Raw genomic sequence first — 12,012 nt, forward strand, 5'->3', positions numbered from 1 at the left:
TTAATGGTTGTGCACGGCATGAAATAGCCTGCGCGGCGTATAGCAAGTCAATTGAAATATTATTTTCAAGAAATTTAAACTCACGGGGATTATTACAAGATGCCGTATGCTAACGATGACGTGGCGGTTAATCTATTCTACGGCCCCTGAATTCTTTGTGAAATTTTTACTTCACGTTGTGAAGCTGTCGCTTTGAGATGAAGCAATTGAAAAGGGGAGGGGCTGACAGGCGCGCACGGTGATATCGTGCGCGCCGCAGAAGTTAGTGCAGAATTTTGGCGAGGAAATCTTTAGCGCGATCGGATTGTGGATTGGCGAAGAAGGCCTCTTTATCGGCATCTTCGACTATCTTTCCTTCATCCATAAAGATCACCCGGTTGGCCACCTTACGGGCGAAGCCCATTTCATGGGTCACTACCATCATGGTCATCCCTTCGTTGGCCAGTTCCACCATGACGTCCAGTACCTCGTTGATCATCTCCGGGTCGAGCGCTGAGGTGGGCTCATCAAACAGCATAGCGATCGGGTCCATACACAGGGCTCGGGCAATGGCCACGCGCTGCTGCTGGCCACCGGAGAGCTGCGCCGGATATTTTTCCGCGTGCGCCGCCAGGCCAACGCGCTCCAGCAGCTTGAGACCCTTCTTGCGCGACGACGCTTTGTCACGATTGAGAACCTTAACCTGCGCCAGCGTCAGGTTGTCGATAATCGACAGGTGCGGGAACAGTTCAAAATGCTGAAACACCATTCCGACATGCGAGCGCAGTTTGGCAAGATTGGTCTTTTTATCGTTAACCACGGTGCCATCGACGATAATCTGCCCCTGCTGCACCGGCTCAAGGCCGTTTACGGTTTTAATCAGCGTGGATTTACCGGAGCCTGACGGCCCGCAGACCACCACGACTTCGCCTTTTTTCACTTCCGTGGAGCAATCGGTCAGCACCTGAAAGTGACCATACCATTTTGAAACGTTTTTCAGGGTAATCATTACACAGTCCTTTTCTTCAACCAGCTGACCAACAGCGAGGCGCTGAGGCTAATCACAAAATAGACGCCGCCCGCGAACAGGATCATTTCGACCTGGGTCCCGTCACGCTCGCCAATCGTGGAGGCGGTACGGAAGAAGTCGGCGAGGCTCAATACATACACCAGCGAGGTATCCTGGAACAGGACGATCCCCTGGGTTAACAGCAGCGGCACCATGGCGCGGAAGGCCTGCGGCAGGATCACCAGCCGCATCGACTGCCAGTGGGTCATTCCCAGCGCCAGCGCGGCGCTTGACTGGCCGCGGGAGATGCTCTGGATACCGGCGCGGATAATCTCTGAATAGTAGGCGGCCTCGAACATCGAAAAGGCCACCATCGCCGAGATCAGGCGAATATCCGTTTTCGGCGACAGTCCCAGCACGTTCTGCAGGAAGCCCGGGACAATCAGGTAGAACCACAGCAGAACCATCACCAGCGGGATAGAACGGAACACGTTAACGTAGGATTTAGCAAACCAGGCCAGCGGCAGAAAGCTGGACAGGCGCATGACCGCCAGCAGGGTGCCCCAGACGATGCCGACCACGATGGCGATCACCGTAATCTTCAGGGTGATCACCAGCCCTGCCAGCAGGTAGGGCATGGAGGGAACGATCGAACTCCAGTCAAAATCGTACATTATTTGCCTCCCATATTGCCAGGCAGGCGAACCTTACGCTCGACCACATACATAATCAGCATAATCACCGCGTTGATGAAAACATAGGCCAGGGTGATGGCGGTAAAAGACTCCCAGGCATGAGCGGAGTAGTCCAGCAGTTTGCCCGCCTGCGCGGCCATATCGGCCAGACCGATGGTGGAGGCGATGGCCGAGTTTTTCACCAGGTTCATCATCTCCGAGGTCATCGGCGGCACGATAACGCGATAGGCGTTCGGCAGCAGCACGTAGCGGTAGGTTTGCGGCAGGGTCAACCCCATCGCCAGACCGGCGTTCTTTTGCCCGCGCGGCAGCGACTGGATAGCGGCGCGTACCTGCTCGCAGACGCGAGCGGCGGTAAACAGCCCCAGGCACAGCATGGAGGAGACAAAGAACTGAATGTTTGGGTCCAGCTCCGATTTAAACCACATGCCGATATTTTCCGGCAGGAATTCCGGCACCACCAGGTACCAGGTAAAGAACTGCACGATCAGCGGCACGTTGCGAAACAGTTCGACATAGCAGGTGCCAATGCCCGAGAGGAAGCGATTGGGGACCGTGCGTAAAATGCCGAACAGCGAGCCGACGAGAAAAGCGATGATCCAGGCCGAGATGGAGAGGGCGACGGTGATCTGAAAACCGCTCCACAGCCAGCCCAGGTAGGTAGTGTTGCCGAAGGGGGCCTGTTGCAGGAATATCCCCCAGTTCCAGTCTATTGACATACATGACTCCTGGAAAAAAAAGGGTAGCCATTGCTACCCTCGAAGACGGTTGTCCAGCTTGTTTCGGTATTCGCGGCGGCTGGGGAACGACCAGCCGCCGTATAGTCTGTCCGTGCTGTGACAATCATCGGGAGGGCAGGATATCCCGCCCCTGGTTGTTATAATTAGTTCAGTGCTTTGTCATTAGGTGATTTGAACAGCGCTTTCATGTCGTCCGACAGCTCGAAGTTCAGGTTAAGATTTTTTGGCGGAATCGGGTTTTTGAACCATTTGTCGAACCACTTCGCCGCTTCGCCAGAGGTCTGGGCCTGGGCAACGGTTTCATCGACCAATGCCTTGAAGGTCGGATCGTCCTTACGCAGCATGCAGCCATAGGCTTCTTTCGACTGCGCGGTGCCGACGATTTCCCAGTTATCCGGTTTCTTCGCCTTGGCGCGTTCGCCGGCCAGCAAAGCGTCATCCATCATAAAGGCCACCGCGCGTCCGCTTTCCAGAGTACGGAAAGAGTCGCCATGATCTTTGGCGCTGATGATGCGCATATTCATTTTTTTCTCATCGTTCAGCTTATGCAGCAGGATCTCAGAGGTGGTCCCGGAGGTGACGACGACCGCTTTATCCTTCAGGTCCGGGAAATCTTTGATCGGGCCGCCTTTCTTCACCAGCAGACGGGTGCCGACGACGAAGATAGTATCGGAGAAGGCCGCCTGTTTCTGGCGCTCGAGGTTGTTGGTGGTAGAGCCGCACTCGAAATCAAAGGTGCCATTCTGCAGCAGCGGAATACGATTCTGCGAGGTGACCGGGATCAGTTTGACCTGCAGATCGGGTTTGTTCAGTTTTTTCTTGATGGCATCGACGATGGCGTTGGAGTAGTCCTGAGAGTAACCCACAACCTTCTGTTGGTTATCGTAGTAAGAGAAAGGGACGGAAGATTCGCGATGGCCGACAACGATAACGCCATTTTTCGCGATCTTATCCAGAGTGCTCTGGCCAGCCGCCGGGGCAGCATCTTCCGCCTGCGCCAGACCAGCGGTCATTCCCATTACCAGCATTGCCGTGGCCAGTTTACGTAATTGCATATCCAACTCCTTATCCGCAGCGTCACCGACGCTATTGATACCCATTGTGATTGTGTGTGTTGTTATTAGGGGCACGCATCCACGTGCCGCATTTGTATGTGTTTGTTAGCATTTAGTTTGGCTTAATGTAAATATTTTGCTGCTTTATTGTTTATTTTTGCGAAGCGCTCCGCACCAATGGGAGGCAAATATCTTCCATTGCACCAAAATAGCGCGACCACCGATCGTTTATGGTGCAACCCGGTTGCACTGGGCCGGAGGACGGCGCTACCCGATTAAATAAAGCAATGACTGTGCCAGGGTGGCAAATGACGGGAAGAAAAAAGCCGGCGACGGGCGTCGCCGGTAGAGAACTTATCGGCGACGCTGACGCAGGCTCATCAGCAGCGCACCGAAGCCGAGCAGCGCCGTCAGCGCCCACAGCGGCCAGTTGCCAGTGCGAGCGTAAGGGGTCATGCCGCTGGTGGGCGTCACGGTGGTGGTCAACACCTCACGGGTAAACTGCGGGATCATCTTCTGGATCTCGCCGCGCGGGCCGATCACGGCGGTAATGCCGTTGTTGGTACTGCGCAGCAGGGGGCGGGCCAGCTCCAGGGCGCGCATCCGCGCCATCTGGAAGTGTTGCCACGGGCCGATGGACTTGCCGAACCAGGCGTCGTTAGAGATGGTCAGCAGGAAGTCGGTATCCGGACGGAAGTTATCCCGCACCTGTTCCCCGAGGATGATCTCGTAGCAGATGGCCGCGGTCAGCTTCAGGTTATGCGCCATCAGCTGCGGCTGCACGTAGGGACCGCGGCTGAAGGAGGACATCGGCAGGTCGAAGAATGGCGCCAGCGGACGCAGAATCGACTCCAGCGGTACAAACTCGCCGAACGGCACCAGATGGTTCTTGTTGTAGCGGTTGGTCGAGTCGTAGCGGTACGGGTTATCTTTGCCGAGGGTAATGATGGTGTTGTAGGTGTCGTAGCGATTCTGCTTATTAAGACGCGCGTCGACGATGCCGGTGATCAGCGAGCTGTCTTTTGCGCGCAGCAGATCGTCCATCATGCTGAGGAACTGCTGCTGGTTGATCTCCAGATCCGGGATCGCCGATTCAGGCCAGATAATCAGCTGCGAGTGGCCGATATGCGGCTGGGTCAGCGCCAGGTAGGTTTTCAGGGTATTAACCAGCTGTTTCTCGTCCCACTTCATGGCCTGCGGGATATCGCCTTGCACCAGCGAGACCTGCGTCGCGCGCTCCGGCAGCAGCTGATACCACTGGATATAGCGCAGCGGGAACGGCAGGGCGAACAGCACCGCGGCGATCACCAGCGGCTTCCCGTTGCGCTGCACGAGGGCCAGAGCCAGCAGGCCGCTAACCATCATCAGCAGGAAGTTGATCGCCTCAACCCCCATCACCGGCGCCAGGCCTTTCAGCGGGCCGTCGATCTGGCTATAGCCGAACTGCAGCCACGGAAAGCCGGTCAGCACCCAACCGCGCAGGAACTCGGTGATCTGCCAGACGACGGGGGCGGCGATCGCCACCCGTAGCCAGCTGGTTTTGGGCCACAGCCGGGCGAGCAGGCCGGCAAACAGGCCGGTGTAGAGCGACAGATAGGCCGCCAGCAAAACGACGAGGAAGACGTTAACCGGACCCGGCATACCGCCAAACTGCGCGATACTGACATAAACCCAGTTGATTCCCGTGCCGAACAGGCCAAGTCCCCAGAAATAGCCGATGCCGGCGCTTTGCAGCGGGCGGCGGTTGAGGGTTAACGCCTGCAGACCGACCAGTGAAATAATCGCTGCGGGCCAGAAGTCGTAAGGTGAAAAAGCCAGCGTTCCGCTGGCTCCGAATAGCAGCGCCAGCAGCAGACGTACGCGCTGGCGTTCAAGAAGAGAGGCAAATACCATTTAGGCTAATCGTCCCGTAAATTAACGCCTGTTGCCACAGGCTATGCTGTTTGCCAGCCGGGGAGGGGACAACCGAGTATCGCCACGGTCTGTCTCCCGGCTGGCCGTGACCTTCAGCGCCGCCGCTTACTCTTCCAGCTTCGGCTGGGGAGCATCATCCGGCAGCTTAACATGCACCTGAATGATACGACGACTATCTGCCATTGCTACCTTGAATTGGTAACCATCAATGTCGATAGATTCGCCGCGAGCCGGCAGGTGGCCAAAGGCCTGCATTACCAGCCCGCCAATGGTATCCACTTCTTCATCGCTGAAGTGCGTGTCGAAGGCGTCGTTGAAGTCTTCGATGGAGGCCAGGGCGCGTACCGTCCAGGTATGGCGGCTCAGCTGGCGGAAATCGATATCTTCTTCTTCGTCGTACTCGTCTTCAATTTCCCCGACGATGAGCTCAAGGATATCCTCGATGGTCACCAGACCGGAGACGCCGCCGAATTCGTCAATAACGATCGCCATATGGTAGCGCTGTGAGCGAAACTCTTTCAGCATGCGGTCGACCCGCTTGCTTTCCGGAACGACAACCGCCGGCCGTAACACTTTTTCCATGCTGAAGGCTTCGGCGTCGCTGCGCATAAACGGCAGCAGATCCTTGGCCATCAGAATCCCTTCGATGTGATCTTTATCTTCACTGATGACCGGGAAGCGCGAGTGAGCGGATTCGATGATGACATCGAGGCACTCGTCCAGCGTCTGATTGCGTTTCAGGGTAATCATTTGTGAACGGGGGATCATAATGTCGCGGACCCGCTGGTCGGCGATATCCATTACCCCTTCGAGCATGTCACGCGTATCTTCATCGATAAGATCGTTCTGCCCGGAATCACGGATCAGCGCCAGCAGTTCATCGCGGTTTTTCGGTTCCCCGTGAAAGAGCTGGCTGAGTAACAGGGAGAAAAATCCCTTTTTGCTGTTTACTGTGTCACTACTGTGTGAATTGTCGTCGCTCATGGCGTCGTTTGGGTTCTCATGTTGATTTAATGTCGCTCGTCGCGCGTAAACTCAGCGCCGGACGGCATGGGTTGCCTGACGTTCAGGCGGGTAAAATGCATGAACAGCGGCCGGATGAGGCGCAAGCGCCACGATCCGGCAGGGGGCTATTCAGCAATCTTCTCGGAAATGTACGGGTCCTCATAGCCCAGAGCAAGCATTATCTCTGTTTCGAGGCCTTCCATCTCTTCCGCTTCGTCATCTTCGATGTGATCGTAGCCCAGCAGATGCAGGCTGCCGTGCACCACCATATGCGCCCAGTGCGCCTCCAGCGGTTTCCCTTGCTCGCTGGCTTCCTGCTCCACCACCTGACGGCAAATGATCAGATCGCCGAGCAGCGGCATTTCAATCCCCGGCGGCGCTTCAAACGGGAAAGAGAGGACGTTGGTCGGCTTATCCTTGCCGCGATAGGTCAGGTTCAGCTCATGGCTTTCTGCAACGTCGACCAGACGAATCGTTAACTCTGACTCCTCCTGAAACGGCGGAATGACGGCGTCGACCCAGCGTTGAAAAAGGGCTTCGTCCGGCAGGCCGCTGGTCTCTTCGCAGGCCAGTTGTAAATCGAGGATCACCTGACTCATTTTTGCTCCTGTTCCTGGGCTTCGCGTTTGCGCTCGGCGGCCAGTTCTGCTTTACGTTTTTGGTCTGCGGCTTCCCATGCCTCATAGGCGTTCACGATGCGGGCGACCACCGGATGGCGGACCACGTCTTCGCTATGGAAGAAGTTAAAGCTGATCTCATCGACTTCCCCCAGCACTTCGATGGCGTGGCGCAGACCGGATTTGGTGCTGCGCGGCAGGTCAATCTGCGTGATATCGCCGGTGATCACCGCCTTGGAGTTAAAGCCGATGCGGGTCAGGAACATTTTCATCTGCTCGATGGTGGTGTTCTGGCTTTCATCAAGAATGATAAAGGCGTCATTCAGCGTCCGTCCGCGCATATAGGCCAGCGGGGCCACTTCGATGACGTTACGCTCAATCAGCTTTTCCACCTTCTCGAAGCCGAGCATCTCGAACAGCGCGTCGTACAGCGGGCGCAGATACGGGTCGACCTTCTGGCTCAGATCGCCGGGCAGGAAGCCGAGCTTTTCACCCGCTTCGACGGCCGGACGGGTCAGCAGAATGCGGCGGATCTCCTGACGCTCCAGCGCATCAACCGCCGCCGCCACCGCCAGATAGGTTTTCCCGGTACCCGCCGGACCCACGCCGAAGGTGATGTCGTGATCGAGGATATTGGCGATGTACTGCGCCTGGTTCGGCGTACGCGGTTTGATCACCCCGCGCTTGGTCTTGATATTGACGGCTTTTCCGTACTCCGGCACGCTCTCGGCGCTTTGCTCAAGCACGCGCGCCTCTTTGATCGCCAGATGGATCTGCTCTGGTTCAATATCCTGAATCTGACCGCGCATCGGCGCCGTGTCGACATACAGGCTGCGCAGAATATCGGCGGCGGCGTGTACGCACAGGGCGCGTCCGGTCAGCTTAAAGTGATTGTCGCGGCGGTTAATCTCAATGCCTAACCGACGCTCCAGCTGTTTGATGTTGTCGTCAAACGGGCCGCACAGGGCTAACAGGCGTGCGTTATCCGCTGGCTCCAGGGTAATTTCACGAGTGTCTATGTTCAAACTGTTCCTCTTTACGCAGGTGGCCGGACGCGGCGCGTGGCCGGCTAATCAGGAAATTATTTACGTCACAGGAAAATGGCGCAAGCATTGCTGTAGATATAGGGACGGAGAGAGGAATTACAAGGCCTGCCGGAACCGACAGGCCTGAAGGGATCACGGCTGATAGATACCCACGCCAAGATCGTTCTCTTTACGGGTGCGGGCAATCACTGATTCGGGTGATTCAGCGATACGCAGACCTATCTCCGCTTCGGTGCGCACGATTTTGCCGCGCAGCGAGTTGGTGTAAACATCGACGATTTCGACATCGACAAACTTGCCGACGAGGTCCGGGGTGCCTTCGAAATTGACCACCCGGTTGTTCTCCGTACGTCCGGAGAGCTCCATGATGTTCTTGCGCGACGTGCCTTCCACCAGGATACGCTGTACTGTGCCGAGCATGCGACGGCTCCAGGCCATCGCCTGTTGGTTGATGCGCTCCTGCAGAATATACAGACGCTGTTTCTTGTCGGCATCCGGCACGTCGTCGACCATATCGGCCGCCGGGGTGCCCGGACGGGCGGAGAAGATAAAGCTGTAGCTCATATCGAAATTGACGTCGGCGATAAGCTTCATCGTCTTTTCGAAATCTTCCGTGGTTTCGCCGGGGAAGCCGACGATAAAGTCTGAGCTTATCTGAATATCCGGACGCGCTTCACGCAGCTTACGAATAATCGCTTTATACTCCAGCGCGGTATGGGTCCGTCCCATCAGGTTCAGCACGCGGTCGGAACCGCTCTGCACCGGCAAGTGCAGGAAGCTCACTAGCTCCGGCGTATCGCGATAGACGTCGATGATGTCGTCGGTAAATTCGATCGGATGGCTGGTGGTGAAGCGAATGCGGTCGATGCCGTCGATAGCGGCCACCAGGCGCAGCAGATCGGCAAAGCTGCCGGTGGTGCCGTCGTAGTTCTCACCGCGCCAGGCGTTCACGTTCTGGCCCAGCAGGTTGACTTCACGCACGCCCTGCGCCGCCAGTTGGGCGATTTCAAACAGGATATCGTCGCACGGGCGGCTGACTTCTTCACCGCGGGTGTAGGGCACCACGCAGTAGGTGCAGTATTTGTTGCAGCCTTCCATAATCGAGACAAAGGCGGTCGGGCCTTCGGCGCGCGGTTCTGGCAGGCGATCGAATTTTTCAATTTCCGGGAAGCTGATATCAACCACCGGGCTGCGGTTGCCGCGCACAGAGTTAATCATCTCCGGCAGGCGGTGCAGGGTTTGCGGCCCGAAAATAATATCGACATAGTGCGCGCGCTGACGAATATGGTCGCCTTCCTGGGAGGCCACGCAGCCGCCAACGCCAATAATCAGGTCCGGGTTCTTCTCTTTCAGCAGCTTCCAGCGTCCAAGCTGATGGAAAACTTTTTCCTGGGCCTTCTCACGAATTGAGCAGGTATTGAGCAACAGCACATCTGCTTCTTCCGCCACTTCGGTCAGTTGATACCCATGTGTCGCATCCAGCAGATCGGCCATCTTTGATGAATCATACTCGTTCATCTGACAGCCCCAGGTTTTAATATGGAGTTTTTTTGTCATTGACTTGCTCATGCTCAGTAATAGATATCCAAAACGCGGGGATATATACAGGGTGAATTTCGCATTCCAGGGCGCGTATTGTAATGCTTTGGTCGCCCCCTGACCAGTGCGAGCGTTATCACCGCAAGAGGGCGAAAAATCCGGTAAACTTAACGGATTCTGCTTTAAGGATAATAGCCATGACAATTCACGCAACAGATGTCGCCATCGTGGGCGGCGGCATGGTCGGCGGCGCCCTGGCGTTGGGGCTGGCGCAACAGGGATTTACCGTGACGGTGCTTGAGAAAACGGCGCCTCCGGCTTTCGATCCGGCATCCGTCCCGGATGTGCGGATCTCGGCGATCAGCGCGGCCTCGGTCGGCCTGCTGAAAAGCCTTGACGTCTGGGATGCCGTGCGGGCGATGCGCGTCCACGCTTACCGTCGTCTGGAGACCTGGGAGTGGGAGAGCGCGCACGTCGCCTTTGACGCCGCAGAGCTCAAGCTCCCAGAGCTGGGCTATATGGTTGAGAACAAGGTCCTGCAGTGGGGCCTGTGGCAAGCGCTGGCGGCGCACGAAGGGGTTACCCTCCGCGTTGGCGGCGAACTGGAGGCGATGCAGCGCGGCGAGGCGCAGACGGCGCTGCGTTTACGCGAGGGGGAGACGATCCACGCCCGGCTGGTTATCGGCGCCGACGGCGCCAGCTCTCAGGTGCGGGAGATGGCCGGCATCGGCGTGCATGCCTGGCAATATCAGCAGTCCTGTATGCTCATCAGCGTCCAATGCGCCGACGATCCCGGCGACAGCACCTGGCAGCAGTTTACCCCCAGCGGACCGCGCGCCTTCCTGCCGCTGTTCGACAACTGGGCCTCGCTGGTGTGGTATGACGCCCCGGCGCGGATCCGTCAGCTACAGGGCATGTCCATGCCCCAGCTTCAGCAGGAGATCGCCCGCCATTTCCCGGCGCGTCTCGGACGGGTGACGCCGCAGGCGGCCGGCGCCTTCCCGCTCACCCGGCGTCATGCGCTGCAGTATGTTCAGCCCGGTCTGGCGCTGGTGGGCGATGCGGCGCACACCATTCATCCACTGGCGGGGCAGGGGGTTAACCTTGGCTATCGCGATGTCGACGCCCTGCTGGAGATCCTGGCGCAAGCGCGCGGCCGAGGCGAAGAGTGGGCCAGCCTGCCGGTGCTCAAGCGCTACCAGGCGCGGCGGCGGGCGGATAATTTTATTATGCAGTCGGGGATGGATCTGTTTTACGCCGGATTCAGCAATGACCTGGCGCCGGTGCGGATGCTGCGTAATATTGGCCTGATGGCGGCCGAACGCGCCGGGGTGCTGAAGCGTCAGGCGCTGAAGTATGCGTTAGGCTTGTAACTCCGGCTTCCCGGGCAGGGGCGTAGTGGAAAGCGCCTGCCCGGCAGTCAGTAACGCGCCAGGATGGCTATACGCCAATAGCAAAAAAGCCCACCGAGGTGGGCTTTTTTGCATTTAAGTGGCTGGGGTACGAGGATTCGAACCTCGGAATGCCGGAATCAGAATCCGGTGCCTTACCGCTTGGCGATACCCCAATTGTCTGTTGCGCCTGACCGTCACTATCCCGGTTTAAGAGCAACAGTGCGTTCATTGCTGAACGACTTTTTAATTTGGCTGGGGTACGAGGATTCGAACCTCGGAATGCCGGAATCAGAATCCGGTGCCTTACCGCTTGGCGATACCCCAACAAATTGTTTGCGGATTTATCGATGTGTATCGATACGTCCCGAATATGGTGGCTACGACGGGATTCGAACCTGTGACCCCATCATTATGAGTGATGTGCTCTAACCAGCTGAGCTACGTAGCCAAATTGTCTTACTGTTTCTTCGATGGCTGGGGTACCTGGATTCGAACCAGGGAATGCCGGTATCAAAAACCGGTGCCTTACCGCTTGGCGATACCCCAATACCGTCGCGGTGACCCGCAAATATCGAAGAAATATGGCTGGGGTACCTGGATTCGAACCAGGGAATGCCGGTATCAAAAACCGGTGCCTTACCGCTTGGCGATACCCCATCCGTACAACGCTGACTGGTGAATGGTGCGGGAGGCGAGACTTGAACTCGCACACCTTGCGGCGCCAGAACCTAAATCTGGTGCGTCTACCAATTTCGCCACTCCCGCAAAAAAAGATGGTGGCTACGACGGGATTCGAACCTGTGACCCCATCATTATGAGTGATGTGCTCTAACCAGCTGAGCTACGTAGCCATCTTTTTTTCGCGTAACCTTATCGGCGTTGCGGGGCGCATTATGCGTATTGGGCCTGCGAGCGTCAACCTCTTTTTCAAGGAAAATCGTTGTAATGTGACTGTTTGGTTAGGTTGCGAACAGCTCGCTGCAATAATCGGCAATTATTGGTTATTTATCGTTTTTCAG

General features: G+C 57.0%; 10 protein-coding genes and 7 tRNA genes. 1 reads left to right on the plus strand and 16 read right to left on the minus strand.

Features of this window, described 5'->3' with window-relative positions; genetic code table 11:
• Positions 1–262 precede the first annotated feature (262 nt).
• The 9 genes from CE636_RS22795 to miaB form a co-directional block, all read right to left on the minus strand.
• Positions 263–988: an amino acid ABC transporter ATP-binding protein gene (locus CE636_RS22795; RefSeq protein ID WP_004885898.1), complete on the minus strand. Its 726-nt coding sequence runs from the start codon at positions 986–988 to the stop codon at positions 263–265.
• A complete protein-coding gene (gltK, locus tag CE636_RS22800) occupies positions 988–1,662 on the minus strand; it encodes a glutamate/aspartate ABC transporter permease GltK (protein WP_002894707.1) in 675 nt (224 codons plus the stop codon). The genes CE636_RS22795 and gltK overlap by 1 nt, the downstream gene beginning before the upstream one ends.
• Complete coding sequence (locus tag CE636_RS22805) at positions 1,662–2,402, minus strand: amino acid ABC transporter permease (protein ID WP_002894709.1); 741 nt, start codon at positions 2,400–2,402, stop codon at positions 1,662–1,664. The genes gltK and CE636_RS22805 overlap by 1 nt, the downstream gene beginning before the upstream one ends.
• Positions 2,403–2,566: 164 nt before the next feature.
• The gene (locus tag CE636_RS22810; protein ID WP_004885900.1) at positions 2,567–3,478 is read right to left on the minus strand and encodes an amino acid ABC transporter substrate-binding protein; all 912 of its coding nucleotides are present in this window, start codon (positions 3,476–3,478) and stop codon (positions 2,567–2,569) included.
• A gap of 354 nt (positions 3,479–3,832) precedes the next feature.
• Positions 3,833–5,371 (minus strand): apolipoprotein N-acyltransferase, encoded by a 1,539-nt coding sequence (lnt, locus tag CE636_RS22815; protein ID WP_017901431.1) that lies wholly within the window; start codon positions 5,369–5,371, stop codon positions 3,833–3,835.
• Positions 5,372–5,497: 126 nt separating this feature from the next.
• Positions 5,498–6,376 (minus strand): CNNM family magnesium/cobalt transport protein CorC, encoded by an 879-nt coding sequence (gene corC, locus CE636_RS22820; protein ID WP_004197606.1) that lies wholly within the window; start codon positions 6,374–6,376, stop codon positions 5,498–5,500.
• A gap of 146 nt (positions 6,377–6,522) precedes the next feature.
• Entirely contained in the window at positions 6,523–6,996 is a 474-nt protein-coding gene (ybeY, locus tag CE636_RS22825) for an rRNA maturation RNase YbeY (protein ID WP_002894722.1), read from the minus strand.
• Positions 6,993–8,039 (minus strand): PhoH family protein, encoded by a 1,047-nt coding sequence (locus tag CE636_RS22830; protein WP_017901430.1) that lies wholly within the window; start codon positions 8,037–8,039, stop codon positions 6,993–6,995. Before CE636_RS22830 ends, ybeY begins: the two co-directional genes overlap by 4 nt.
• 153 nt (positions 8,040–8,192) lie before the next feature.
• On the minus strand, positions 8,193–9,617 hold the full coding sequence (gene miaB, locus CE636_RS22835) for a tRNA (N6-isopentenyl adenosine(37)-C2)-methylthiotransferase MiaB (RefSeq protein WP_017901429.1): 1,425 nt from the start codon (positions 9,615–9,617) through the stop codon (positions 8,193–8,195).
• A 179-nt stretch (positions 9,618–9,796) separates the two neighbouring features.
• Here miaB and ubiF point away from each other — a divergent pair, with 179 nt between their 5' ends.
• Positions 9,797–10,972 (plus strand): 3-demethoxyubiquinol 3-hydroxylase, encoded by a 1,176-nt coding sequence (gene ubiF / locus CE636_RS22840; RefSeq protein ID WP_017901428.1) that lies wholly within the window; start codon positions 9,797–9,799, stop codon positions 10,970–10,972.
• A 119-nt stretch (positions 10,973–11,091) separates the two neighbouring features.
• On the opposite strand, the gene CE636_RS22845 is transcribed toward ubiF, so the two are convergent.
• The 7 genes from CE636_RS22845 to CE636_RS22875 form a co-directional block, all read right to left on the minus strand.
• Positions 11,092–11,166 (minus strand) — tRNA-Gln (locus CE636_RS22845).
• Positions 11,167–11,242: 76 nt separating this feature from the next.
• A tRNA-Gln gene (locus CE636_RS22850) sits at positions 11,243–11,317 on the minus strand.
• 47 nt (positions 11,318–11,364) lie between these two features.
• Positions 11,365–11,441, minus strand: a tRNA-Met gene (locus CE636_RS22855).
• A 23-nt stretch (positions 11,442–11,464) separates the two neighbouring features.
• Positions 11,465–11,539: transfer RNA gene (locus CE636_RS22860), tRNA-Gln, on the minus strand.
• Between the two features lie 36 nt (positions 11,540–11,575).
• Positions 11,576–11,650 (minus strand) — tRNA-Gln (locus CE636_RS22865).
• A gap of 23 nt (positions 11,651–11,673) precedes the next feature.
• A tRNA-Leu gene (locus CE636_RS22870) sits at positions 11,674–11,758 on the minus strand.
• A gap of 9 nt (positions 11,759–11,767) precedes the next feature.
• Positions 11,768–11,844 (minus strand) — tRNA-Met (locus CE636_RS22875).
• Positions 11,845–12,012: the final 168 nt, after the last annotated feature.

Origin of the sequence: Klebsiella sp. LY (assembly GCF_004010915.1) — a bacterium.
Lineage (GTDB): Bacteria > Pseudomonadota > Gammaproteobacteria > Enterobacterales > Enterobacteriaceae > Klebsiella > Klebsiella quasipneumoniae.

Bases quoted from the DNA above. Each gene is read 5' to 3' on its own strand.
- CE636_RS22795 (WP_004885898.1), bottom strand. From the start codon at position 988: ATGATTACCCTGAAAAACGTTTCAAAATGGTATGGTCACTTTCAGGTG.
- gltK (WP_002894707.1), bottom strand. From the start codon at position 1,662: ATGTACGATTTTGACTGGAGTTCGATCGTTCCCTCCATGCCCTACCTG.
- CE636_RS22805 (WP_002894709.1), bottom strand. From the start codon at position 2,402: ATGTCAATAGACTGGAACTGGGGGATATTCCTGCAACAGGCCCCCTTC.
- CE636_RS22810 (WP_004885900.1), bottom strand. From the start codon at position 3,478: ATGCAATTACGTAAACTGGCCACGGCAATGCTGGTAATGGGAATGACC.
- lnt (WP_017901431.1), bottom strand. From the start codon at position 5,371: ATGGTATTTGCCTCTCTTCTTGAACGCCAGCGCGTACGTCTGCTGCTG.
- corC (WP_004197606.1), bottom strand. From the start codon at position 6,376: ATGAGCGACGACAATTCACACAGTAGTGACACAGTAAACAGCAAAAAG.
- ybeY (WP_002894722.1), bottom strand. From the start codon at position 6,996: ATGAGTCAGGTGATCCTCGATTTACAACTGGCCTGCGAAGAGACCAGC.
- miaB (WP_017901429.1), bottom strand. From the start codon at position 9,617: ATGACAAAAAAACTCCATATTAAAACCTGGGGCTGTCAGATGAACGAG.
- ubiF (WP_017901428.1), top strand. From the start codon at position 9,797: ATGACAATTCACGCAACAGATGTCGCCATCGTGGGCGGCGGCATGGTC.